This window comes from Microtetraspora glauca (assembly GCF_040656155.1).
Taxonomy (GTDB): domain Bacteria; phylum Actinomycetota; class Actinomycetes; order Streptosporangiales; family Streptosporangiaceae; genus Microtetraspora; species Microtetraspora glauca.
Genome location: NZ_JBFALK010000002.1, coordinates 311,483 through 333,284 on the forward strand (window position 1 = coordinate 311,483; position 21,802 = coordinate 333,284).

16 protein-coding genes are annotated in these 21,802 nt (G+C 70.1%); 8 read left to right on the forward strand and 8 right to left on the reverse strand.

Going from position 1 to position 21,802, the window contains the following annotated elements; genetic code table 11:
- The first annotated feature begins 134 nt into the window (after positions 1 to 134).
- From AB0I59_RS04620 to AB0I59_RS04640, 5 genes are all read left to right on the forward strand, one after another.
- Positions 135 to 1,025, forward strand: a complete 891-nt coding sequence (locus AB0I59_RS04620; RefSeq protein ID WP_358130016.1) for a carbohydrate ABC transporter permease — start codon at positions 135 to 137, stop codon at positions 1,023 to 1,025.
- The gene (locus AB0I59_RS04625) at positions 1,022 to 1,882 is read left to right on the forward strand and encodes a carbohydrate ABC transporter permease (RefSeq protein ID WP_358130019.1); all 861 of its coding nucleotides are present in this window, start codon (positions 1,022 to 1,024) and stop codon (positions 1,880 to 1,882) included. The genes AB0I59_RS04620 and AB0I59_RS04625 overlap by 4 nt, the downstream gene beginning before the upstream one ends.
- Before the next feature lie 67 nt (positions 1,883 to 1,949).
- The gene (locus tag AB0I59_RS04630) at positions 1,950 to 3,320 is read left to right on the forward strand and encodes a glycoside hydrolase family 5 protein (protein WP_358130022.1); all 1,371 of its coding nucleotides are present in this window, start codon (positions 1,950 to 1,952) and stop codon (positions 3,318 to 3,320) included.
- A 103-nt stretch (positions 3,321 to 3,423) separates the two neighbouring features.
- Entirely contained in the window at positions 3,424 to 6,414 is a 2,991-nt protein-coding gene (locus tag AB0I59_RS04635) for an endo-1,4-beta-xylanase (protein ID WP_358130025.1), read from the forward strand.
- A 214-nt stretch (positions 6,415 to 6,628) separates the two neighbouring features.
- Complete coding sequence (locus AB0I59_RS04640) at positions 6,629 to 8,161, forward strand: glycoside hydrolase family 43 protein (protein WP_358130028.1); 1,533 nt, start codon at positions 6,629 to 6,631, stop codon at positions 8,159 to 8,161.
- A gap of 77 nt (positions 8,162 to 8,238) precedes the next feature.
- On the opposite strand, the gene AB0I59_RS04645 is transcribed toward AB0I59_RS04640, so the two are convergent.
- Entirely contained in the window at positions 8,239 to 9,042 is an 804-nt protein-coding gene (locus AB0I59_RS04645; protein ID WP_061255282.1) for an SDR family oxidoreductase, read from the reverse strand.
- A gap of 210 nt (positions 9,043 to 9,252) precedes the next feature.
- Here AB0I59_RS04645 and AB0I59_RS04650 point away from each other — a divergent pair, with 210 nt between their 5' ends.
- The gene (locus AB0I59_RS04650; RefSeq protein ID WP_061255283.1) at positions 9,253 to 10,440 is read left to right on the forward strand and encodes an NAD(P)/FAD-dependent oxidoreductase; all 1,188 of its coding nucleotides are present in this window, start codon (positions 9,253 to 9,255) and stop codon (positions 10,438 to 10,440) included.
- On the opposite strand, the gene AB0I59_RS04655 is transcribed toward AB0I59_RS04650, so the two are convergent.
- From AB0I59_RS04655 to AB0I59_RS04675, 5 genes are read right to left on the reverse strand one after another with little or no spacing between them, the layout of a single operon-like run.
- Entirely contained in the window at positions 10,403 to 11,347 is a 945-nt protein-coding gene (locus AB0I59_RS04655; RefSeq protein ID WP_358130032.1) for a hypothetical protein, read from the reverse strand. The two genes, AB0I59_RS04650 and AB0I59_RS04655, sit on opposite strands and share 38 nt — an antisense overlap.
- Positions 11,348 to 11,353: 6 nt before the next feature.
- Entirely contained in the window at positions 11,354 to 12,406 is a 1,053-nt protein-coding gene (locus AB0I59_RS04660) for an SCO2521 family protein (protein ID WP_358130035.1), read from the reverse strand.
- A gap of 27 nt (positions 12,407 to 12,433) precedes the next feature.
- A complete protein-coding gene (locus AB0I59_RS04665; protein WP_061255286.1) occupies positions 12,434 to 13,396 on the reverse strand; it encodes an SCO2522 family protein in 963 nt (320 codons plus the stop codon).
- Positions 13,393 to 14,307, reverse strand: coding sequence for an SCO2523 family variant P-loop protein (locus tag AB0I59_RS04670; protein WP_358130038.1), 915 nt, complete (start codon positions 14,305 to 14,307; stop codon positions 13,393 to 13,395). Before AB0I59_RS04670 ends, AB0I59_RS04665 begins: the two co-directional genes overlap by 4 nt.
- A 2-nt stretch (positions 14,308 to 14,309) precedes the next feature.
- Positions 14,310 to 16,142 (reverse strand): SCO2524 family protein, encoded by a 1,833-nt coding sequence (locus AB0I59_RS04675; protein ID WP_358130041.1) that lies wholly within the window; start codon positions 16,140 to 16,142, stop codon positions 14,310 to 14,312.
- 322 nt (positions 16,143 to 16,464) lie between these two features.
- On the opposite strand from AB0I59_RS04675, the gene AB0I59_RS04680 reads away from it, so the two are divergent.
- Entirely contained in the window at positions 16,465 to 17,475 is a 1,011-nt protein-coding gene (locus AB0I59_RS04680) for a 2-hydroxyacid dehydrogenase (protein WP_358130044.1), read from the forward strand.
- 128 nt (positions 17,476 to 17,603) lie between these two features.
- The gene (locus tag AB0I59_RS04685; RefSeq protein ID WP_358130047.1) at positions 17,604 to 19,199 is read left to right on the forward strand and encodes a thiamine pyrophosphate-binding protein; all 1,596 of its coding nucleotides are present in this window, start codon (positions 17,604 to 17,606) and stop codon (positions 19,197 to 19,199) included.
- 1 nt (position 19,200) lies between these two features.
- Here AB0I59_RS04685 and AB0I59_RS04690 read toward each other — a convergent pair whose 3' ends face one another.
- Positions 19,201 to 20,568: a sensor histidine kinase gene (locus tag AB0I59_RS04690; RefSeq protein ID WP_358130050.1), complete on the reverse strand. Its 1,368-nt coding sequence runs from the start codon at positions 20,566 to 20,568 to the stop codon at positions 19,201 to 19,203.
- A 122-nt stretch (positions 20,569 to 20,690) separates the two neighbouring features.
- The gene (gene menC / locus AB0I59_RS04695; protein WP_358130053.1) at positions 20,691 to 21,794 is read right to left on the reverse strand and encodes an o-succinylbenzoate synthase; all 1,104 of its coding nucleotides are present in this window, start codon (positions 21,792 to 21,794) and stop codon (positions 20,691 to 20,693) included.
- Between the last annotated feature and the right edge of the window lie 8 nt (positions 21,795 to 21,802).

Genomic DNA, 21,802 nt, shown 5'->3' on the forward strand with positions numbered 1-21,802 from the left:
AGCAACGAGCGGAGCGAAGCGAAGTGACATCCCCGGCCTCAGTGGGTGAGCGATCGGGAGCCCCGGCAGCCCCCTCCCGTACGGCAGGGCAGCGGACACCGCCTTCCGGGCGCGGGCGGCGGTTACGCGGCCTGGTGACGATCACCCTGTTCATCCTCCCCGCGCTGGTGCTGTTCGGCCTGCTGGTCCTGGTGCCGATCGCCGTCGCGGGCTACACCAGCCTGTTCAAGTGGAACGGCCTCGGCGGGCTGCCCACGAACTTCATCGGGCTGGACAACTTCACCAGGATGTTCGGCGACGAGGTGTTCCGCGGCGACTTGTGGCGGGGCCTGGTCCTGATCGTCCTGTCGCTGGTGATCCAGCTTCCGCTGGCGCTCGGCATCGCCATGCTGCTCAACCAGAAGATGCGCGGTCGCGCCGTGTACCGGATGTTGTTCTTCGCCCCGTACATGCTGTCCGAGGTGATCACGGGTGTCCTGTTCACCATGATCCTCTCGCCGGACCTGGGACTCGCCAACCAGGTCCTGCGCGCGATCGGGCTCGGCGCCTTCGAGGCCGAGTGGCTGGGCGACCCGTCGACGGTGCTGCTCGCCCTGTTCGTCGTGATGACCTGGAAGTACTTCGGCTTCCACATGATCCTTTACCTGGCCGGGCGGCAGGGCATCCCCAAGGAGATCGGCGAGGCCGCCTCCATCGACGGCGCGACCGCCTGGGAGCAGTTCCGGTATGTCACGCTGCCGCTGCTCGGGCCGACGATCCGGATCAGCATCTTCCTCTCCGTCATCGGTGCCATCCAGCTGTTCGACCTGGTCTGGGTGCTGACCAGCGGAGGCCCGATCCACTCGTCGGAGACCATGGCCGTGACCATGTTCCAGTCCGGCTTCAAGCGGTCCCAGGTCGGCTACGCCAGCGCGGTCAGCGTCGTGATGTTCATCATCAGCCTGGTCTTCGCGATCGGCTACCAGCGGTTCGTCATGCGCCGCGACACTGAAGGAGCGATCACCACCATGCGAGACGCGCGATGAGCGCCCACGCCACCCCTCGGGGGACCCGGAAGCCGAAGTTCCAGGCCCGAAGCATCTCCTTGCACGCCGTCGCGCTGGTGCTCAGCGCGTTCGTCATCGTCCCCCTGCTGTTCGCCCTGATCGGCGGATTCAAGGACACGGTGCAGCTCTCGGACAACCCGTTCGGCCTGCCCTCGCCCTGGGTTCCGGAGAACTACACCGACGTGCTGCTGTCCGGCTCGTTCTGGCGGCAGATTCTCAACAGCGTGTTCATCGCGCTGGCCACCACGCTGATCGTGGTCGCCTTCTCCGCCATGGCGGCCTTCGTTTTCGCGAGGTTCGCGTTCCGGGGCAGGGAGTTCCTGTACACGCTGTTCACGGTCGGGCTGATGTTCCCGTTCACGGTGGCGATCCTGCCGCTGTTCGTGCTGCTGCGGACCATGGGGCTGCTGGACAACCCGCTCGGGGTGATCCTGCCGCAGGCCGCCTTCGGGCTGCCGATGACGATCATCATCCTGCGCTCGTTCTTCCGCGGTGTCCCGAGGGAGCTCGAAGAGGCCGCGACGATGGACGGATGCACCGCCTTCGGCTTCTTCTGGCGGATCCTGCTGCCGATGGCGCGCCCCGCGCTGGCCACGGTGTCCGTGCTCGCGATCGTGGCGAGCTGGAACAACTTCTTCCTGCCGCTGGTGATCTTCAATGACCCCAACTGGTGGACCATCCCGCTCGGGGTCCAGCAGTTCTACGGCCAGTACTCCTCGCAGACAGCCAAGATCCTCGCGTACGTCGTGCTCGCGATGGTGCCGGCACTGGCCTTCTACAGCGTCGCCGAACGCCAGCTCATCGGTGGTCTCACCGCGGGCGCCACCAAGGGATGACCTCCCGCGTCCGGCCGAATACCGAAGATCGTCCGGGTTCGTCCCGGCATGTGAAGAAGGAGTTGTGATGACCCTGCGTGTGTCCGGATCCCGCCTTGTCGCGGCCGACGGTACCCCGGTGCGGTTGCGCGGAGTGGGTCTCGGGGGCTGGATGAACATGGAGAACTTCATCACCGGGTACCCGGCCGACGAGTCCTCGATGCGCTCCGCCGTACGGGAGGTGCTGGGGGACGACCGCTACGAGCTGTTCTTCGACCGGCTGCTGACCTCGTTCTTCGACGAAGCCGACGCGGCGTTGCTGGCGGACCTCGGGATCAACTGCGTGCGGATCCCGGTGAACTACCGGCATTTCGAATCCGACGACCGCCCGATGGAGATCATCGAGCGCGGCTTCCGCCACCTGGACCGGGTCATCCGCCTGCTCGGCGACCGGGGAATCTACTCCGTGATCGACATGCACGCCCTCCCCGGCGCGCAGAACCAGCACTGGCACTCCGACAATCCCACCCACATCGCGTCCTTCTGGCGGCACCGGCACTTCCAGGACCGGGCCGTGCACATGTGGGAGGCCATCGCCGACCGGTACAAGGACGACCCCTGGGTGGCGGGCTACAACCCCGTCAACGAGCCCGGCGACGTCGAGGGCCGGGTGGTCGGGCCGTTCTACGACCGGCTCGTCAAGGCGGTGCGCGCGGTGGACCCCGCGCACGTGCTCTTCCTCGACGGCAACCGGTACTCCACCGATTTCACGATATTTCGTGAGGTGTATGAGAACACGGTGTTCGTCTGCCACGACTACGCGCTGGCCGGGTTCGCGCACGGCGGGCCGTACCCCGGCCACACCCGCGGCGAGTGGTGCGACCGCGACCAGCTGGAGAGCACCTTCACCCGGCGGACCGCCTTCCAGCGCGAGACCGGGACTCCGGTGTGGGTCGGCGAGTTCGGCCCCGTCTACACCGGCGACCCAGAGACCGACGCCCAGCGGTACCAGATCCTGCGCGACCAGCTGGAGATCTACGACGCGCACGACGCCGGATGGTCCCTGTGGACGTACAAGGACGTCGGTCTCCAGGGGCTCGTCCACGCCGCCGGGCCGTACATGGACAGGTTCGGGCCGTTCATCGCCAAGAAGACCCGGCTCGGCGCCGACAGGTGGGGATCCACGATGGAGGAGGCGGCGGACCAGCTCGCCCCGCTGCACCGGCTGGTGGAGACCGAGTTCCCGTCCTGGGACCCCTTCCCGTGGGGCGCCCGCTACCAGACCGACGACCTCCTGCGCCACATCCTGATCGCCCAGGCCCTGCTGCCGGAGTACGCGGACCTGTTCCGCGGCCTCTCCGACGAGGAGCTCATCGCCCTCGCCGACTCCTTCGCGCTCGCCCGGTGCGTACGGCGTGAGCCCCTGCTGGACCTCCTGGCCGAGAACCTGTCCCGGTAGCCCGCCCGAAGGCCCGGAGATCCGGGCCCGGCGCGGCGACCGCCGGGGGCGGTCGCCGCGCTTCCCGATGTCGCCCTCAACCTGACCACGAGGAGACGCCCGAATGCGTACGCGCTGGATGGCGATGGCCGCCGCCCTGTTATGCCTGTTATCAGGATTTATCGCGACAAGCCCGGCGAGCGCTGCCGTACACGTCGCGAAATACGACTTCGAGAACGGCAGCACGCAGGGCTGGAGCGCGCGCGGCTCCGGCGTCACGGTCGGGCTGAGCGACACCGCGCATTCGGGGGAGGGCGCGCTGCTCGTCCAGGGCCGGGCCGCCACCTGGCACGGAGCCACGATCACCCCGCCGTTCGAGAAGGGGGTCACCTACACGGTCACCGCCTTCGCCAGGCTGGCGAGCGGGCAGCCGCCGAGCACCGTCGCGATGACCGTGCAGCGGACCCCGGCCGGCGGGTCCACCACCTACGAGCGGGTCGGCGCCGGCACCGTGACCGACGCCGCGTGGACCGAACTGTCCGGGACGTACACCTTCACCGCCGACTCCACGGACCTGCAGCTCTACGTCGAGAGCTCGGACGCCACGTCGCGGTACCACCTCGACGACATCGTGATCACGTCCGACGGCGACCCCACGCGGTCCGGGCTGGCCAGCGACTTCGAGACGGGCACCGCGCAGAGCTGGTCGCCCCGCGCCTCCGCCTCGCTCACGCCCACGACGGCCGTCGCGCACGGCGGCGCGTACAGCCTCGCCGTGTCGGGCCGGAGCGCGTCCTGGGACGGGCCGTCACGAAGCGTCCTCGGCGCGATGGCCAAGGGCTCGAAGTACGAGATCTCCGCATGGGTACGGCTCGGCCCCGACGTCACCTCCGGCAACCTCGGACTGTCGCTCGAACGGCGGCTGGACGGCACTCCCGCCTACCAGCGGGTGGCCGCGCCCAAGGCCGTCGCCCCGGGGGAGTGGACGCGGCTCAAGGGCACCTACACCCTCGCCCACGACGTGGACTTCCTCAGCGTCTACATCGAGTCGGACGGCGGCACCTTCCCGTTCTACCTGGACGACTTCTCCCTGACGTACATCGAGCCGAAACCGATCCAGACCGACATCCCCTCGCTGAAGGACACGGTCCCCTTCACGCTCGGCGTCGCGTTCAACCGCGCGCAGACCCTCGGCGAGCACGGGCAGCTCCTGCTCAGGCACTACGGCGGCGTCACCCCCGGCAACGACATGAAATGGGACGCCACCGAGCCCGAGGAGGGGCGGTTCACCTTCACTGAGGCGGACTACCTGGTGAACTACGCGGCGGAGCACGACCTGAAGTTCCGCGGCCACACCCTCGCCTGGCACAGCCAGACCCCCGACTGGGTGTTCAAGGACGGTGACCGGGACCTCACCCCGGCCGACCGGGCCCTGCTGCTCCAGCGCCTGGAGAACCACATCCGGACCCTGGTGACCAGGTACAAGGGCAAGATCGCCGCCTGGGACGTCGTCAACGAGGTCATCGACGAGAACCAGCCCGACGGCATGCGCCGGTCGAAGTGGTTCGAGATCACCGGGCTCGACTACATCCGCACGGCCTTCCGCGTGGCACACGAGGCCGACCCCGGCGCCACGCTGTTCATCAACGACTACAACACCGAATGGCCGCGCAAGCGCGAGGCGCTCTACGACCTCGTCAGGAAGCTGCGCGCCGAGGGCGTGCCCATCGACGGCGTCGGCCACCAGCTGCACGTCAACATCGAGCAGGCGCCCGCCTCGAACGTCGAGGACACCATCGAGAGGTTCGCCGCCCTCGGCGTGGACCAGCAGATCACCGAGCTCGACGTCAGCGTCTACACCGACTTCGTCTCGACGTACGACACGGTGCCGCAGGACGTCCTGGCCGAGCAGGGATACCGCTACAAGGAGCTGTTCGACGTGTTCCGCAGGCACGCGTCGCAGATCAGCTCGGTCACCGTCTGGGGCGTGGCCGACGACGGCACATGGCTGTCGTCCTTCCCCATCACCCGGCTCAACCCGCCGCTGCCGTTCGACGACGAACTCCAGGCCAAACCCGCGTACTGGGGCATCGCGGACCCCTCGAAGCTGCCGCCGCTCACCCGCCGGCTCACCGTCCCCGCCGGGACGATCGTGGTCGACGGCAAGCGCGACCTGGAATGGGACCTGCTGCCCGACACGCCCATCGCCCGCGTCGGCGACCTGTCCGCCCGCTTCCAGGCCAGGTCCACCGGCGCGGGGCTGTACGTGATGGCCGAGGTAGGCGACCCCTCGAACGACAAGAACGACTCCGTGACCTTCGAGGCCGGCGGCACGCCGTACACGGTCAGGCGGGGCGGCACGCACGCCCACGGGTTCCCCGCCCACGCGAAGAGGACCGACGGGGGATACCGCGTGGAGGCCCTGCTTCCCTTGGGTATGGCCGGCACGCTGCGCGTGACCGTCCACAACGCCTCGGGCGGCGAGGACATCGCCTGGAACGGCGCGCCGACCGTCGTCCCCGCGATCAAGCTCGCCACCGCGTCCAAGGCGGCGCCCGTCGTCGACGGGACCGTGGACGCGCTGTGGGCGAGGAGTCCCGAGATCCGCACCACCACCTGGATTCAGGGCACGACCGGAGCCACCGCGCGCGTCCGCGCGCTCTGGAACGGCGCCGGTGACCACGGGGGCACGCTGTACGTCCTGGCCCAGGTCACCGACGCGACCCTGAGCGAGGACTCCCCGAACGCCTGGGAGCAGGACTCCGTCGAGATCTTCGTGGACCCCGGCAACGGCAAGACCAAGGGATACGACGATGACGACGGCCAGTACCGGATCTCCTTCTCCGGCCGGCAGACGGTCGGCGGCACGTTCGACGCCTTCGCGGTCAAGGACAACCTGACGAGCGCGGCCAGGATCGTCCCCGGCGGCTATGTGATCGAGGCGGCCGTCAAGCTCCCGACGATCACCCTGGCGAAGGACGCGCTACTCGGCTTCGACGTCCAGGTGAACGACGCCACGGGTGCGAGCCGCACCGGAGCGGTCACCTGGAACGACCCGACCGGACAGAGCTACCTGAGCACCGCGCGCTGGGGGGTGCTCCGTCTGACGAAGTGACCACAGCGTGACCGCGGCATGACTACCGCATGATTCCGGCGATATCGCCGTGAACTCCGCGGACCGGCATGTTCCAATGGGAAGCGGCCGGGTCTCGCCTTCCGCAGCGTGCGAGGCCCGGCCTCCTCTGAGGCCATGGCGCCCGGTCCCGTCCCCATCTTCAGGAAGCCCGGGACGCGAACACGATCGCGACCATGACCGACAAGGAGAGCCGATGGAGCAGGCGTCCAGGACAGAGAACGGCCATTTCCGGAATCCCGTGCTTCCGGGGTGCCATCCGGATCCCTCGATCTGCCGGGTGGGTGCGGACTACTACCTCGTCACCTCGACCTTCGAATGGTTCCCCGGCGTGCCGATCTTCCACAGCCGGGACCTGGTCCACTGGCGGCAACTCGGGCACGTCCTCGACCGCCCGTCCCAGCTGGACCTGGACGGCCTGGCGCCGTCCGCCGGCGTCTACGCGCCGACCATCCGGCACCACGACGGCGTCTTCTACCTGATCACGACGCTGGTCGACGGCGGAGGCAACTTCATCGTCACGGCGACCGACCCGGCGGGACCGTGGAGCGATCCCCACTGGTTGCCCACGACGCGGGGGATCGACCCGTCCCTGTTCTTCGACGACGATGGCACGGCGTGGGTCGTCGGCACCCGGGAGAAGACGCAAGGCCGCTATCCCGGGGACACCGAGATCTGGCTCCGGCGCCTCGACGGCCTCACACCGGTCGGCGAGGAGCGGATCATCTGGGAGGCGGTGCAGCGCCGCGGCATCTGGTCCGAGGGCCCCCACCTCTACCGGATCGGGGACTGGTACTACCTGCTGACCTCCGAAGGGGGCACCGCCCGCGACCACGCCGTCATGATCGCCCGCTCGCGCGACATCGCCGGGCCGTACGAGCCGGACCCGCGCAATCCGATCCTCACCAACCGGCACAAGGGCCGCGAGCACCCGATCGCCTGCACCGGCCACGCCGACCTGGTCCAGACCCAGGAGGGGGAGTGGTGGATGGTGCTGCTCGCCACCCGCCCCTACGGAGGCGACTTCGCCAACCTGGGCAGGGAGACGTTCCTTACCCCCGTGACCTGGGAGGACGGCTGGCCGGTCGTCGGCGAGGTGACCGAGAGCCGCCGGTCTCCCGCACTCACTCCGCACCGCCCGCCCGCCGGCCCCGCCTGCGACCACTTCGACTCCGTACGGCTGTCGCCCGTCTGGAACCACCTGCGCACGCCGCGCGAGCCGTACTGGAGCCTCTCCGGCGGCCGCCTCTGGCTGCGGGCGCGGCCGGAGACGCTGGCGGAGCGGGTGAACCCGAGCCTGGTCGCCAGGCGTCAGCAGCACAGGGACTTCGCCGTGCACACCGCGCTCGAATTCACGCCGGAAGGCGACGAGTGCGCGGGTCTGGCCCTGGTCCAGAACGACGACTTCCACATCCTCGTCGTGCTGACCGCGCGCGGGCTCGAACTGGTCAGGCGGGAGGCCGGGACCGATCGCCTGCTGGCCCGCGCGGACGTCCCACCCGGCCGTGTCCACCTGGGAGTGGAGGCACGCGGGCAGGACTACCAGGCGCGGTACGCCGCGCCGCCGGGCGAGTGGCGCGACCTGGGCGATCCCGTCGACGGCCGGATCCTCAGCTCCACCGTCGCGGGCGGCTTCACCGGCGCCTACGTCGGCATGTACGCCAGCTCCAACGGCGGCCCCGGCACGAACTCCGCCGGGTTCGACTGGTTCGAGTACCAGGCGCTCTGACCGTCGGGGCCGCGGCTCCAGGCACTCTGACCATCAGGGCCGCGACCGCCGGGACCCCGGCGGTCGCGGCCTCGTGATCACCAGGGGGCCCGCCACGGCGCCCGGCGGACCGCCAGACCGGCGACCCGGGACGCGAGGACCGGCGACAACCGGGCGAGACGCCAGGCGAACCGGGCGGAGGCGGGCGCCACGATGAACGCCTGGTCGCGCGCCACCCCGCGCAGGATGTCGCGGGCCATCGCGTCCACGGGGTAGAGCCGCCCCTGCGCCCGCACCGCCGCCCGCCGGGCCTGGTCGCCGACCTCCGTGGGCGGCAGCCCCGGGTTGGCGTGGTCGAGCAGCGGCGTGTCCACGAAACCAGGACAGACCACGCTCACCCGTACGCCCTTGGCCGCGGCCTCCGCGCGGAGCGCCAGCGACAGGCCCACCACCGCGTGCTTCGTCGCGGTGTACGGAGCCATCATCGGAGCCGGGGTCAGCCCCGCCAGCGACGCCGTGTTCACGATGTGCCCGAACCCCTGCCGCACCATGATCGGGTAGGCCGCGTGGACGCCGTGCACCACCCCGCGCAGGTTGACGTCGATCGCGGCGTTCCAGTGGTCGAGCGTGAGCTCGTCCGCGTACCCGCCGATCGCGATCCCGGCGTTGTTGAACACGTAGTCGAGCCGCCCGTGCTCGTCCCGCACCGCGCCGAGCAGGTCGCGTACGGCCGACGCGTCGGTCACGTCGAGCGTGGCGTGGGCGCAGCCGAGGTCCCCGGCCGCCTTCTCGGCGTGCCGGATGTCGGCGATCGTGACGTGCAGGCCCCGCGCGACCAGCGCGCGGGCGACCGCCCGGCCGATCCCCGAGGCCCCGCCCGTGATGACGGCGGTCCTGCTCATACGCCCTCCCTCTCCCGGATTCTCCTCCTTTGATTTGTACGAGCGATCCAATAGGGGCGCAACAGGCACTCCAGCAATCTCGCGCGTTCGCCCCACTCTCAAGATTCTTTCGCGATAAAGTTCGGGCGGGCCACGCGTGTGTGACCTTCTTGAATGTCCTGACCTCACCTACTGTGGAAGCCGGGAAACGGCGAAGCATGGGGAGCTTGCGTGCGTGAGACCTGTGATGTCGCGATCGTTGGCGGCGGAGTCATCGGATGCGCGATCGCGCACAGGATCAGGTCGGAGGGCAGGAGCGTCGTCATCGTCGAGGCGGCGCCGAAGCTCGGCCTCGGGGCCTCCGACGCGGCGATGGGCGGCATCCTCACCCAGACGGAGGGCTCCTGCCTCGGCCGGTTGAGCCCCGTGATCAAGTACAGCCGCGATCTCTACCCCGGCTGGCTGGACGAGCTGGCCGAGGTCTCCGGATTCGAGGTCGCGGTCCTGGACGGCGGCGACATCCAGGTGGCCCTCGACGACGACGAGATGACGCGCCTGGAGACCGTGGTGCTGCCCAAGTGGGTCGCCTCGCCGTTCGCGGTCGAGCAGCTCACCGCCGCCGAGGCCAGGTCGCTCGAACCCCTCCTCAGCGAGGCCGTGGTCGGCGGGTTCCTGCTGCCCGAGGAGCTCGCCCTCGACCCGCGCGAGCTGATGGAGGCCCTGCGCCGCACGATGGAGCGCGCGGGTGTCGGCGTCCGGGTGGGGGACCGCGCCCTACGCGTGGCATCCAGCCCCGAGGGCGCGCTGGTCGAGCTGCACGACGGCGGCGTGATCCACGCCGGCACGGTCGTCGTGGCCGCCGGCCACCTCAGCGGGCGGCTGCTGCCCTCCCTCGCCGACGTCATGCTGCCGATCAAGGGCGAGGCGTTCAACGTGCGCCGCCCCGGCTTCACGACCTACCCGCTGCGCCACCACGTCTTCGCCGAGATCACCTCGGACGGCCACACCGGCTACCCGTACCTCGTGCCCCGGCACGACGGGCGGCTGGCCGTCGGCGTGACGTACGAGGAGGGCGTCGGGGACCCCACCCCGACCGCCGCCGGGCGGGACGAGATCAGCAGATGGGCGGCCACCCTGATGCCGGCGGTGGCGGAATGGCCGATCGAGCACCACTGGGCGGGACTGCGCCCGGCGAGCGCCGACCACATCCCGATCATCGGATACGTCGACGACCACCGCAGGCTGCTGGCCGCGACCGGGCACGCCGGCCTCGGCGTCACCCTCGCGCCGGCCACCGCCGAGCTGGTCTCGGCCGTCCTGAACGGCCGCGCCGACGAGGAGACCCGGGACAGGCTGGACATCTGCCGCCCCGACCGGTCGTTCACAACGGCTCCGACGCCAGCTCCCACAGCTCCTTGAACCGCTCGATCCGCTGCCTGACCCGGGGCGGTTCCAGCACCAGCAGGGTGTGCACGAACGTGTGCGTGGTGATCTGGCCCACCTGCGGAGCGGACGGCGTGATCTCATAGCTCACGTCGTCGTCGAAGACGATGAAGTCGAGCAACCCCAGCGGGCTGGACAGGTGACCGGGCGTCAGGATCCGCACGTCGATCCCGATCTCCGTGTGCATCTTGCAGATCCGCCGGAACATCTCCGACTCCACGCGTTCCGTGCGGTCCACGAAGAAGATCCGACGAATCCGCACCCCGGCCCTGAGCCGGTCCCGCTGGGCCTCCAGATAGCGCTGGCCGGCGTCCGTCGTCCAGAAGCCGCCGTCGAACTCGCTCGGCCCCTGGTCCACCACGTTGAGGCTGAGGGCGTCGAGAGTCCGCTGCGTGTTCCGGGTCAGGCCGAGCAGCCAGTCGCGGTCCTCGCCCTCATAGATGACGTTGCCCTCGCTGAGCTCGCGCAGCAGCGTGGATATCCGCGCGATCTCCGACTGCGCGAACGCCTGGACCAGCGCGGGCATCTCCTTGTCGACCCTGGTCGCGTTGCTCACCAGCTGGGTGATCACGTCGGTCTGCACCGCCGACGCCTCCACCCGGTTGAACAGCTCTGTCGCCTTGGTGATCCGCGACAGACCGGTGATCATCTCGTGGCGGGTCGCCTCGAGTTGCCTGTCGACCTCGATGAGGTACTGCGTCAGGAACACCACGGCGCTGATGAACACCGTCAGGAGCAGCGACCACGCCGTGTGCTCGCCGTCGAAGGCCGGTCCGTTGTCGTTGGTCAGGAAGTACGTGGGAACCCCGACGGCCGCGGTGATGAGGATCTTCCGGAGAGTGCGGGGGATGATCTCGGGCGCGAACCTCGTCTTACCTGGCACCGGCATCTACCACCCGCCCGCTTCCCTGAGAAGAGCCAACGTGTTGATCGCGATCTGGTCGCGTACGCGTTCGACCAGTGACTGCCATTGACGGCTGAATCCGGGGCGGCGCTCCAGGGTCTCCCAGAAGGGCGCGAACCCCTCGTCCAGCCGGGCCGCCGGCATCCACAGGTGCAGCAGGTGGTCCACCGCGGGAGCCAGCTTCGCCGTGACCTCCCCCCGCGTGGCGGTGCCGACCCTGGCCCTCTCGACGATGACCAGCAGGGTCGTCAGCAGCCAGTCGTGCAGCGCCAGGTCCTCGCAGAAGTCCACGACGCCGGGGGTGAACCCGCCCGGCAGGACCAGACGCAGCGTCCGCACCTGGTCGCGACCGAGCGTGAACCGGATGGCCGGGCCCTCCGGGGAGAGAACGCCGGTCCCAGGGATTTCCGCGCCTCCGCTCGCCGCGCCTCCGCTCGCCGCGCCTCCGCTCGCCGTGCCCGCGCCCGTGCCGGCGCTTGTGTTCCCTGTGCCGGTGCTCCCCGGGCCCCCGCATTCCGCCACCCAGCGCAGCCGCGTCCTGGCGCTCCTGAACGGCGCCTTCCTGTCCAGGAACGGGGACGCCTGAACCGCGTCCATGAACCGCTCGCTCACGCTGCCCAGGTCAAGGCAGTCGTCCCGCGCGCCGTTCTCGGCGAAGCCCTCGGCGAGATCGAGGACGCGTACCTTGCCGAAGACCTCGACGACGCCCGGCCTGGCCAGGTAGTGCGACCACGACAGCCGATGGTCGGACTCGCTGCGCACCACCCGGATGTGCGAGGACCCCTGCAGCAGCCGCCCGCCGGTCACCGAGGCCCGGGACAGCACCGTCCCGACGCCCCTGACCCTGGCCCGCGACGCGGACGCCAGCCGGCAGTCCACACCGGTGAGCTGGTCCGGCGACACCGCGTACACGATGGGGCGGCGCGAGACCCGCACCCGCTCACCGGACAGCAGTCCGAGGACGCTCTGGCACAGTGATTCGGGGATCTCCCCGGAGTTCTGCAGGAGCCCGGTCCGGACTTCCCCCATCACCAGCATGTGCGCTCCGATCACGGATCCGGCGGGTCACACTCCCAGAAAGACGTAGGAGATTCGATCGACGAGCTCGTCCCGCAGGGGGATGCCCTCACCCGCGCTCCGCGCGGCCACCTGCCCCAGCACCTCGGCGTCCACGAAGACCTGGCTGAGGATCGTCCGTACGGCGAGTTCGACCGGCAGGAAGCGCGAGGAGAGCACCGACAGCGTGGAGTACGCGCTGAACGGGGCGGCGGCCGGGTTGAGCTGGACGATCGCCGGGAGCTCGTCCCAGTCCGAGGGGAACGACGGACCGCGTGGCCGCGGCCGTACCGGCAGCTCGCCCTCGTTGCGGATCAACCCCAGGCGGAGCAGCTGCCAGACCGCCGCGAGGAACGGGCACGACCAGGTGCGTCCCCGGCTGTCGGTGTCCCACAGCTCGACGTCGACGAAGATCGAGTGCCGCCGCTTGGCGTTCTGCGCGGGCGGCTCCCACCCCCGCGCCGACCCCATCGCCTGTACGGCACCGCCGTGTGGGGACCTGGCGCCGTTGCACAGCCAGCCCGTCTCGGTCACCGGCGGGCGCGCGCCGTTGGTGTCGGCGGGCGGGTCGGTGACCAGCCGGTCCTCCACCAGCCGGGCGAGCTTCACACCGTCCGCCTCGGCGCAGGCGGACTCGCGGGCGAGGTAGTCGATGGTCAGATCGCACTCCGCGGCCGCCTCCAGCACCATGGGCACCAGCTCGGCCGGAGTGCTGAACCTGCTGAAGTAGTCGTCGATCAGGAAGCAGGTGCTGACCCTGGCCCGGCCGCCGGGCACCCGGGACTGCCAACTCCTGCGCATGGTCTCCGCCCACGGAGCCACCTGCCGGAACTGCTCCCTGAGCCGTTCCGGCCCCGCCTGGAAGTCCTCCATGTAGAGGTGTCCCAGCTCGATGGACACGTGGGACAGCGGAGCGGAGGCGATCCTGCGCTCCGCCGCGACTTCACCGAACGTGGCGTACGCCGGCGTCACAGAGCCTCCCACGCGCTGTCGTCGACGATCTTCTTGGCCAGGTCGTCGAAGGCCGCGACGGTCTCGGCGTTGGCGATCTGGCTGGACAGCACGTCCTCGTCGGAGATGAGTTGCTCGCGCCACTGGAGCACCGGATCGAGCGGGATCTTGCCGAGCATCGACGTCCGTCCCACCCGGTGCCGGCCGGCCAGCTCGCGCAGTTCGCGGTCGCACTCGTTCAACCAGGCCTTCTGCGTCTCGCGCAGCCCCTCCAGCTCGGCGGCGTCGGGTTCGAGAACGGCGGTGCGGACGAAGCGGATGTGGTCGGCCAGGGCCTCCTCGTCGTGCCCGTGCTGCACGCCCACCGCCAGCAGGCCCTGCTGACCACGCACGAGGCCGTCGGCCGCGATGATGTGCTGCCGGGTCCACCGGTGGAAGACGAGCCAGCGGAAGGGCACCCCGGGCAGCCGCGCCGTGGCGGCGAGCGCCATCTGCGCGGCGAACGAGCGGCCGGCGCTGAGATCCACCAGGCACAGGTCGAACTCCTCCTCCAGCCGGGCGAAGAGCCGCACGCAGCGCTGCAGCATCTCCTCGCTCACCGTGGAGAACTCGCCGCCGCCCTCGTCGCCGGGGAAGAGCACCATCTGGCCCGCTCCGGGAGGCTTGGCGCGCAGCCCCTCGCGGTCGGACTCGGACCAGATGTCGATCCGGTGCGGATCGGCGAGCCGGCCCTCCAGATAGCGGTGCATGCCGCCCTGCGCGGTACCCCGCGCCGCCGAGCTGACGCTGAAGATGGCCCCGGCCGTGGGAGAACCGAAGTCGAAGTCGAGGTAGCACACGTCGCTGCCCTGGAGCGCGCGGCGGTACACGATGTTGCTGCTGGTGACCGAGCGGCCCGTGCCGCCCTTGTCGGAGATGGCGAACACGAGCATCGCTACATCGCCTCCGAGGCGTTCTCGCGAGCGGTCGCCTGACGTTCCAGTTCGAGCAGGGCGTTGGTGATCAGCGCGATCGCGCTGGCCGGGCGCTCGCCCATGATGGCGCGGGCCCGTTGCAGCCCCGCCTGGACGCCGCTGACGCTGGAGCGGATGTTCTGCCCCGGCAGGACCGGGCGCAGGACCTGCTCCCTGTTGAGGAGATGCTCGGCCTCGCTCAGCATGTCGCTGGCGATGTCGAAGAGCTGCGCGCTGCGCAGCGGCGACTCGCCCGACGCCTGGGCCAGCGAGACGAGGAACTCCACGACCCGCTCAGTGAAGTACCACGAGGGCTGCTCCTGCCGGATGACGACGTCGGGGAAGGCGTTCGCGGGCTGGTCCCACAGGCCCTTGTGCAGGCCGCTGTTGAACTGGCGCGACAGGATGTGCTGCCAGATCAGGTCGGCCAGGTTGTGCAGCCGCTCTCTGGTGCGCGAGCTCTGCGCGACGTTGGCCACCCAGATCGTCCGTTTGAGCAGCGTGATGGAGAAGTCGGAGACGACCCAGATCATCGGGGGGCCGAGTTCCTCGGTGCCGGAGAGGTTCACCCGTACGCCCGGCGCGTGCAAGGCGACCGGCGGGTCGCCGGGGATCGCCCGGCGGGTGATGCGCGCCCGCATCGCCAGCTCCTCCAGGACGCCCGCGACCCGGTTGAGGTCCACGTCGCCCGCTCTGTTGCGGGAGAGGTACTGCACGACCATGGCGGTGACGCCGAGGCTGTAGTAGTCGGACTCCTTGCCGTCGGTGGTCCGCCACGGGATGTCCTCCAGCGGCCAGCGGCCCCTCCCGTACGTGGCGACGGTGCGCCAGTAGCCCTGGGTGAGGTCCCAGCGGAGCTGGAGCGCGGCGGCGAGCTGCTGCTGGGAGTCGTCGAGCAGGCCGAGGACTCGGGTGCGCTCCGACCACAGGTCGACCAGACCGACCAGGGCGTTCACCGTGAAGTAGAGGTAGGGCGTGTCGGCCGCGATGCCCTTGGGCTGCGGGCCCACCTCCCGCTCGGTGTCGACGGTCGGGGCGTCCTTGACGACCCCCCAGGACCAGCCGCACTCGAAGAGCAGGTTCGGGTTGTCGAGATCGACGACGCCGGAACCGATCGTGAGGTCGCGCAGGCCGGCCCGGACCCCCTGGAGCTGCTTCTGGAAGTCGTCGAGGACCCGCCGCGTGGGCGCGCCCGTCTGGTTGGCGGTGCGCAGCAACGCCTGTCCCTGCGGCGACCCGGGCTCGAAGGCGTTGACGGAGAAGCTGCGCAGCATGCCGACCATGGCGGCCGAGAGCCGGTTGCCGGCCAGGGTCTCCAGCTCGCGTATCTCCCTGCGGATGCCCTCACGCCGCACGCTCTGCCGGAAGACCTTCAGGAAGCCGAGAATGCTCAGCATGAGCGTGATCGACATCGAGTAGGAGTCGACGACGTCGATCTCGCGCTGGTCCGGGGTGATCTCGCCGTCGGGGGCGGAGGGCTGGAAGTAGCTGCCGCCGGAGAAGATCGCCTTGCCGTCCGCGCCCGTGTAGGTGCGCAGGTAGTGCGAGAAGAGCCGCAGGAGCAGCCGGGGGATCTCGACGCTGTCGCCCAGCGTGGCCAGCGTGTCGAGGACGTCGTCCGACGTCTCGTCCGGAGTGTCGAGCCGGAAGCCGGGAAGCTCCGCCGCGGGATACATCAGGCACAGGAGCTGCTCGGCGTCCGAGATCGAGTTGGAGCCGTCGCGCCCACCCCAGACCCACGACCTCTCCTGGTAGGAGGTGCGGGCTGTGGCCTCCCAGAGCTCCAGGAGCTGCTGGCGCGGCTGAAGTTTCATGGATCCCCCTCGCCACGACGACCCGGCCGGCTGCGTCGTCGGCACGGATTGGAGCCATTCTTACCGCTGAATTCGATTACAACAATAAGTCAAGGAGAAATTCCCCGCCGGTGGGAGGCCGACCGTCCTGGCCGGACCTACACTTGGGGACGCCAACACCGTTGTGGTATTTCGGGTTTCCCGACGCGGCGCGACCGGCTCCCGGGCCGTGATGAGGTCTTTCGCTGAGAAGGGCTGCCGCACCGGAAATCCGAAATGCCAGCTTTTGAGTCCGAAAGACCTGATCATGCCTCAAATGCGGACGAGCGGGCATATATCCGCCGTGGATGTCGTGGTTGACGGGGCGGCGCGCATGGGGGCGGTGGTCGGTGCGGCGAAGATCGTGGTGAGCGGTGCGGGCATCGACGAGCGGCTTCTCGCCCCGCTGTACGGCCTCGGCTTCCAGGTGGTCCCGGTCGGCCGCGGTGAGCCGCTGACCGCGCAGGCGCTGCGGCACGAGCTCGCGGACGCGGTTGCCTACCTGCACGGGGGCGAGGAGCACGTGTCCGAGGAGGCGCTGGAACTCGCGTACGGCCTCAAGGTCATCGCCTTCCTGGGGATCGGCTACGAGACCTTCATCGACGTCGCGGCGGCCCGGCGGCGCGGGATCATCGTGACGAACACGCCGGAACGCACCCCTGACGCGGTGGCCGAGTTCACCATCGGGCAGATCATCAACGCCGGCAGGCGCATCCCGCGGCACCTCGGCACGGTCTATCCGCACTGGACGGACGCGGGTGAGCTGCCCGACGAGCTCGTCAGCAAGAAGATCGGCATCGTCGGGCTCGGGCAGATCGGCACGCGCATCGCCACGATCCTGAGCCGCGGGTTCGGCTGCCGGGTCTCCTACTACAACCGCACCCGGAGAGAGGACCAGGAGCGGGCCCTGGGACTGCGGTTCAGGCAGCTGCCCGAGCTCGCCGAGTGGAGCGACGTCCTCGTCGTCATGGTGGGCGGCAACGCGGAGACCGCCGGAATGATCGACCACCGGATCCTGGGGCGGGTCCGGCCTGGAACGATCCTCGTCAACACCGCCCGCGCGTGCGTCGTCGACCCCGAGGCGCTGCGTGACGCGCTCGCCGCCGGCCTGCTCGGCATGGCGGTCTTCGACGGCTACTACCAGGATTCGAGCGTCGCCAAGGACCTGCTCAACGATTTCGGCGACCGCATGTATGTCACCGGGCACATCGCGTCCCACACGAAACAGTCGATGGAGCGGATGACCCGTCAGGCGGTCGCGTCCGTCGTCAACCTTCTGAACGGCCGGACCGACGCCAATATCGTGGTCCGTTGAGAATTTAGTCCCCCTGATACCTTTATATCCGGATGGGCCGGAAATGGGGTTCTCTGTCACATTGTGATAACCCGAAGATACGATGCGCACGTACCAGCCCTAGGGTCGAATTCCGGGTGGGGGTGGAAATGGAAGCCACGGGGGCAGGAGTGCTCGTCGCCGCGTTGCGCGGCCACGGTGTGAACACGATCTTCGGGATTCCCGGCACGCACAATCTGGCGGTCTATCAGGAGCTGGCCCGCTACAACGTCACCTGCGTGACCCCGCGCCACGAGCAGGGCGCCGGATACGCGGCGGACGGGTACGCGCGGGTCACCGGCCGCCCCGGCGTCGCGGTCACCACGACCGGTCCCGGTGTGGTCAACGCGGCGACGGCGCTCGCCCAGGCGTACTCCGACTCCTCGCCCGTCCTGCTGCTGTCACCCGGAGTGCCGACCGACCATCCCCGGCTGGGACGCGGCTACCTGCACGAGAGCAAGGACCAGTCGGGCGCCCTGGACGCGCTCTGCGCGTGGAGCCACCGCGTCACCTCGATCCGGGAGATCCCCGCCGCCGTCGCCCGCGCGTTCGCCGCCTTCACGGAGGGCCGCCCGCGCCCCGTCCACGTCGAGGTGCCCGCCGACCTGCTCGAACGCGTGGGGACGGCGGACCTCGCGACGCCGTACCGGCCGATGCCGCGCGTCCCGGACCCCGGCGCGCTGGACGAGGCCGCCCGGCTCCTGCGCGCGGCGCGGCGGCCGGGGATCGTCCTCGGCGGCGGGGCCCAGCAGCCCGGCCGTGACGAGCCGGTCACCGGACGGCTCGCGATGGAGCTGGCCGAGCGCACGGGGGCCCGCGTCGTCACGACGGTGAACGGCAAGGGCGCCGTTCCGGAGAGTCACCCCCTGTGCCTGGGGGCCACCCTCCACCTCGCCGGCGTCCGCCGCTGGCTCGCCTCCTGTGACGTCGTGCTCGCGGTCGGCACCGAACTCGGTCCCGCGGATCTGTGGGAGGACGGCTTCGCCCTGACCGGCACGCTCATCCGGGTGGACGTCGATCCCGGGCAGATGTACGGGGATCACGTGGCCGGCGTGCCGGTCGTGGCGGACGCCGCCCTCGCCCTTGAGGGCCTCGCCGTACGGGTGCCGGCGGCGGGTGACGTGCCCGCGCCGGAGGACCCGGTGGAGCGCGAGCGCGACGCGGAGCTGCGCGATCTCACCCACAGGTGGGCGCCGCAGCTGGTGGCGCTGCGCGAGGCCATGCCGGCGGACACGGTCGTGGTCGGTGACAACTCGATGATGAGCTACCACGGCGCGATCGTCGGCATGCCCATGGACCCGCCCGGCCGGTTCCTGTTCCCCGCCGGGTACGGCACGCTCGGGTTCGCGCTGCCCGCGGGCATCGGAGCGAAGGTCGGCAGGCCGGACCGGCCGGTCGTGGTGCTGGCGGGGGACGGCGCGCTGCAGTTCAGCGTCCAGGAGCTGGCGACCGCCGTCGAACTGCGGCTCAGCCTGCCGATCGTGGTCGCGGTCAACGGCGGCTTCGGGGAGATCAGGGACGAGATGGCGCGCCGCGGCATGCCGCCCGTGGGGGTCGACCTGCACGCGCCGGACCTCATGACCCTGGCCTCGGCGTACGGCGCGCGGGGGAGGAAGGCGGAACGCCCGGAGGAGCTGGGGGAGGCCGTCGTGGAGGCGCTCAAGGCGCCGGTTCCCACGGTCATCGCCTTCCACGAGCCCCGCTGACTCAGCCGGCCGCCGAGCCGGTCGCCGAGTCGGCCACGGGGACGCGGAGCACGAACCGCGCGCCCTTGGTGGAGTCCTCGAGGGTCAGCGAACCGCCGTGGCTCTCCGCGATCTGCCGGGCGATCGGCAGGCCGAGGCCGGTGCCTCCGGCGTCCCTGCTGCGGGCCGCGTCGAGCCGGGCGAAGCGCTGGAACACGATCTCCCGCTGGTCGGGCGTGATGCCGCCGCCGTCGTCCACCACCTCGAGCACGGCCGAATCCCCCTGGCGTTCGACGACGACGGTCACGTTGGACTCGGCGTGCCGCTCGGCGTTGTCGAGGAGGTTGGTCAGCAGCCGGGTGAGGCGGAGCCGATCACCGTTGATCACCACACCGGGAGCGAGCCGCCGCGTCACCGTGACGCCGCGCTGCCGCCGGTCGAGCTCGCACGTCACCATCTCGGCCAGGTCGATCGGCTCCAGCTGTCCCGGGGCGCCGGCGTCGAGCCGGGCGATCTGCAGCAGGTCGGTGACCAGATCCTGGAGCCGTTCCAGGCTCTCCAGCAGTGCCTTGCCCGTCTCCTCCCAGTCGGTCTCGCCGGGATGGAGCAGTGCTTCCTCGACCTCCGCGCGCATGGCGGTCAGCGGGCTGCGCAGGTCGTGCGAGGCGTCTGAGGCGAACCGGCGCTGCTGGTCGACGGCGGACTCGGCCCGGTCGAGTGTCTGGTTCGCCGTCTCGGCCAGCCGTTTGAGCTCGTCCTGGAAGTGCGGGACGGGCACCCGTTGACTGAGGTCGCTGCCGGTGATCTTCGCGAGTTTGTCGGTGATGGCGTTCACCGGTTCGAGCGTCCTGCCGACGGTCCGGTAGGCGCCCAGCGCCGTCAGCAGGACCAGCAGCAGCGAGCCCCCGACGAGCGTGCTCAGCAACGGCGCGCTGACGTACCACGGCACCTGGTCGGTGGCGGCGTAGAGCCACCAGACCCCGTTCGCCAGGTCGATCGGGAAGGCGAGCACGATTTTGCAGTCGCCGGGGAAGGAGGGCATGTCGCACAGGTGCCTGATGGCGTAGTTGTCGATGTCGGGCGTGCCGAAGTCGCCGAGCGGCGGCATGCCCTTCACGTCCGGCGTCGCGGCGACCTGCGTGCCGACCGGGTTGTACAGCTGGGCCGAGACGTCACCGGGCTCGGGTATGGAGGTGGGGATGCCCTTGCGCCGGACCTGTTGCACGATCCGTACGGCGTCGGAGACCAGCTGCTCCTCGCGGTAGTCCGTGGCGCTGCCGTGGACGGCGAGCAGGATGAACACCGTCGCGATGGTGCAGAGCAGCGCCATGACGACGCTCGAGACCACCGTCAGGCGCGTCCTGATGGACCATCCGTGCCAAACGCTCACCCGATCCCCCCGTGACCAGATGATCACAGTAGGTCAGTGCGAGGGGATAAGAGGGAGATAATCCATCAAAACTGAGCAAACGTCCCTCTAGAGTCCCCCAACAGCCGACCTCTACCCGCAGGTCAGGCCGGTATCCACTCCAGCGACGTGGTGATCTCGTCCAGGACGTCGGGGAGCGGATCCACCCCGATGCCGGGACCCGTGGGCACGTCGAGGTGGCCGTCGCGCAGCTCGAACGGCGGCGTGATGTCGGTCGCGAAGTAGCGCCGGGACGCCGACGTGTCGCCCGGCAGAGTGAACCCCGGCAGCGCGGCCAGGGCGACGTTGGCCGCCCGGCCGATGCCGGTCTCCAGCATGCCGCCGCACCAGACCGCCACCCCGTGCGCGCGGCACACGTCGTGGATCCGGCGCGCCTCGAGGTAGCCCCCCACCCGGCCGGGCTTGATGTTGACCACCGAGCAGGCGCCGAGCGAGATCGCGGCGGCGGCGTGCGCGGCCGACTCGATCGACTCGTCCAGGCACAGCGGCGTCGACATCCGCCGGGCCAGTTCGGCATGACGGACCAGGTCGTCGTTCGCCAGCGGCTGCTCGACCAGCAGCAGGCCGAACGCGTCCAGTCGGGCCAGGTGCGGCGCGTCGGCCGGCGTGTAGGCCGCGTTGGCGTCCACCTGCAGCATGATGTCGCCGAACCGCTCGCGGACCGCGCGCACCGGCTCGACGTCCCATCCCGGCTCGATCTTCAGCTTGATCCGGACGTATCCCTCGGCCAGATAGCCGTCGACCGCGTCGAGCAGCTCGGGGATCGAGTTCATGATGCCCACGGAGACGCCGCAGGGCACCCGCTCCCGCGACGCGCCCAGGAAATCGGAGAGCGGCTGCTCCGCGGCGCGGAGCCCGGCGTCGAGCACGGCGGTCTCCAGTGCCGCCTTGGCCATCCTGTGGCCCTTGAACGGCTCCAGCGCCCGGCCCACGCCGTACGCGTCGACCTGCGGCAACGCGGTCAGAGCCGGGATCATGAAGCGGCGCATGACGTCGGCGGCCCCGTCGGCGTACTCGGAGGAGTACACCGGCTCGGACAGTGCCACGCACTCCGCCCAGCCCTCGCCGTCCGGCGTCACCACCCGCACCAGCAGCACGTCACGCGTGCGCTCCACGCCGAACGACGTCCGGAACGGCGCGACCAGCGGCATCGCGATGCGGCGCAGCTCCACTCCAGTGATCTTCATGGTCTTTT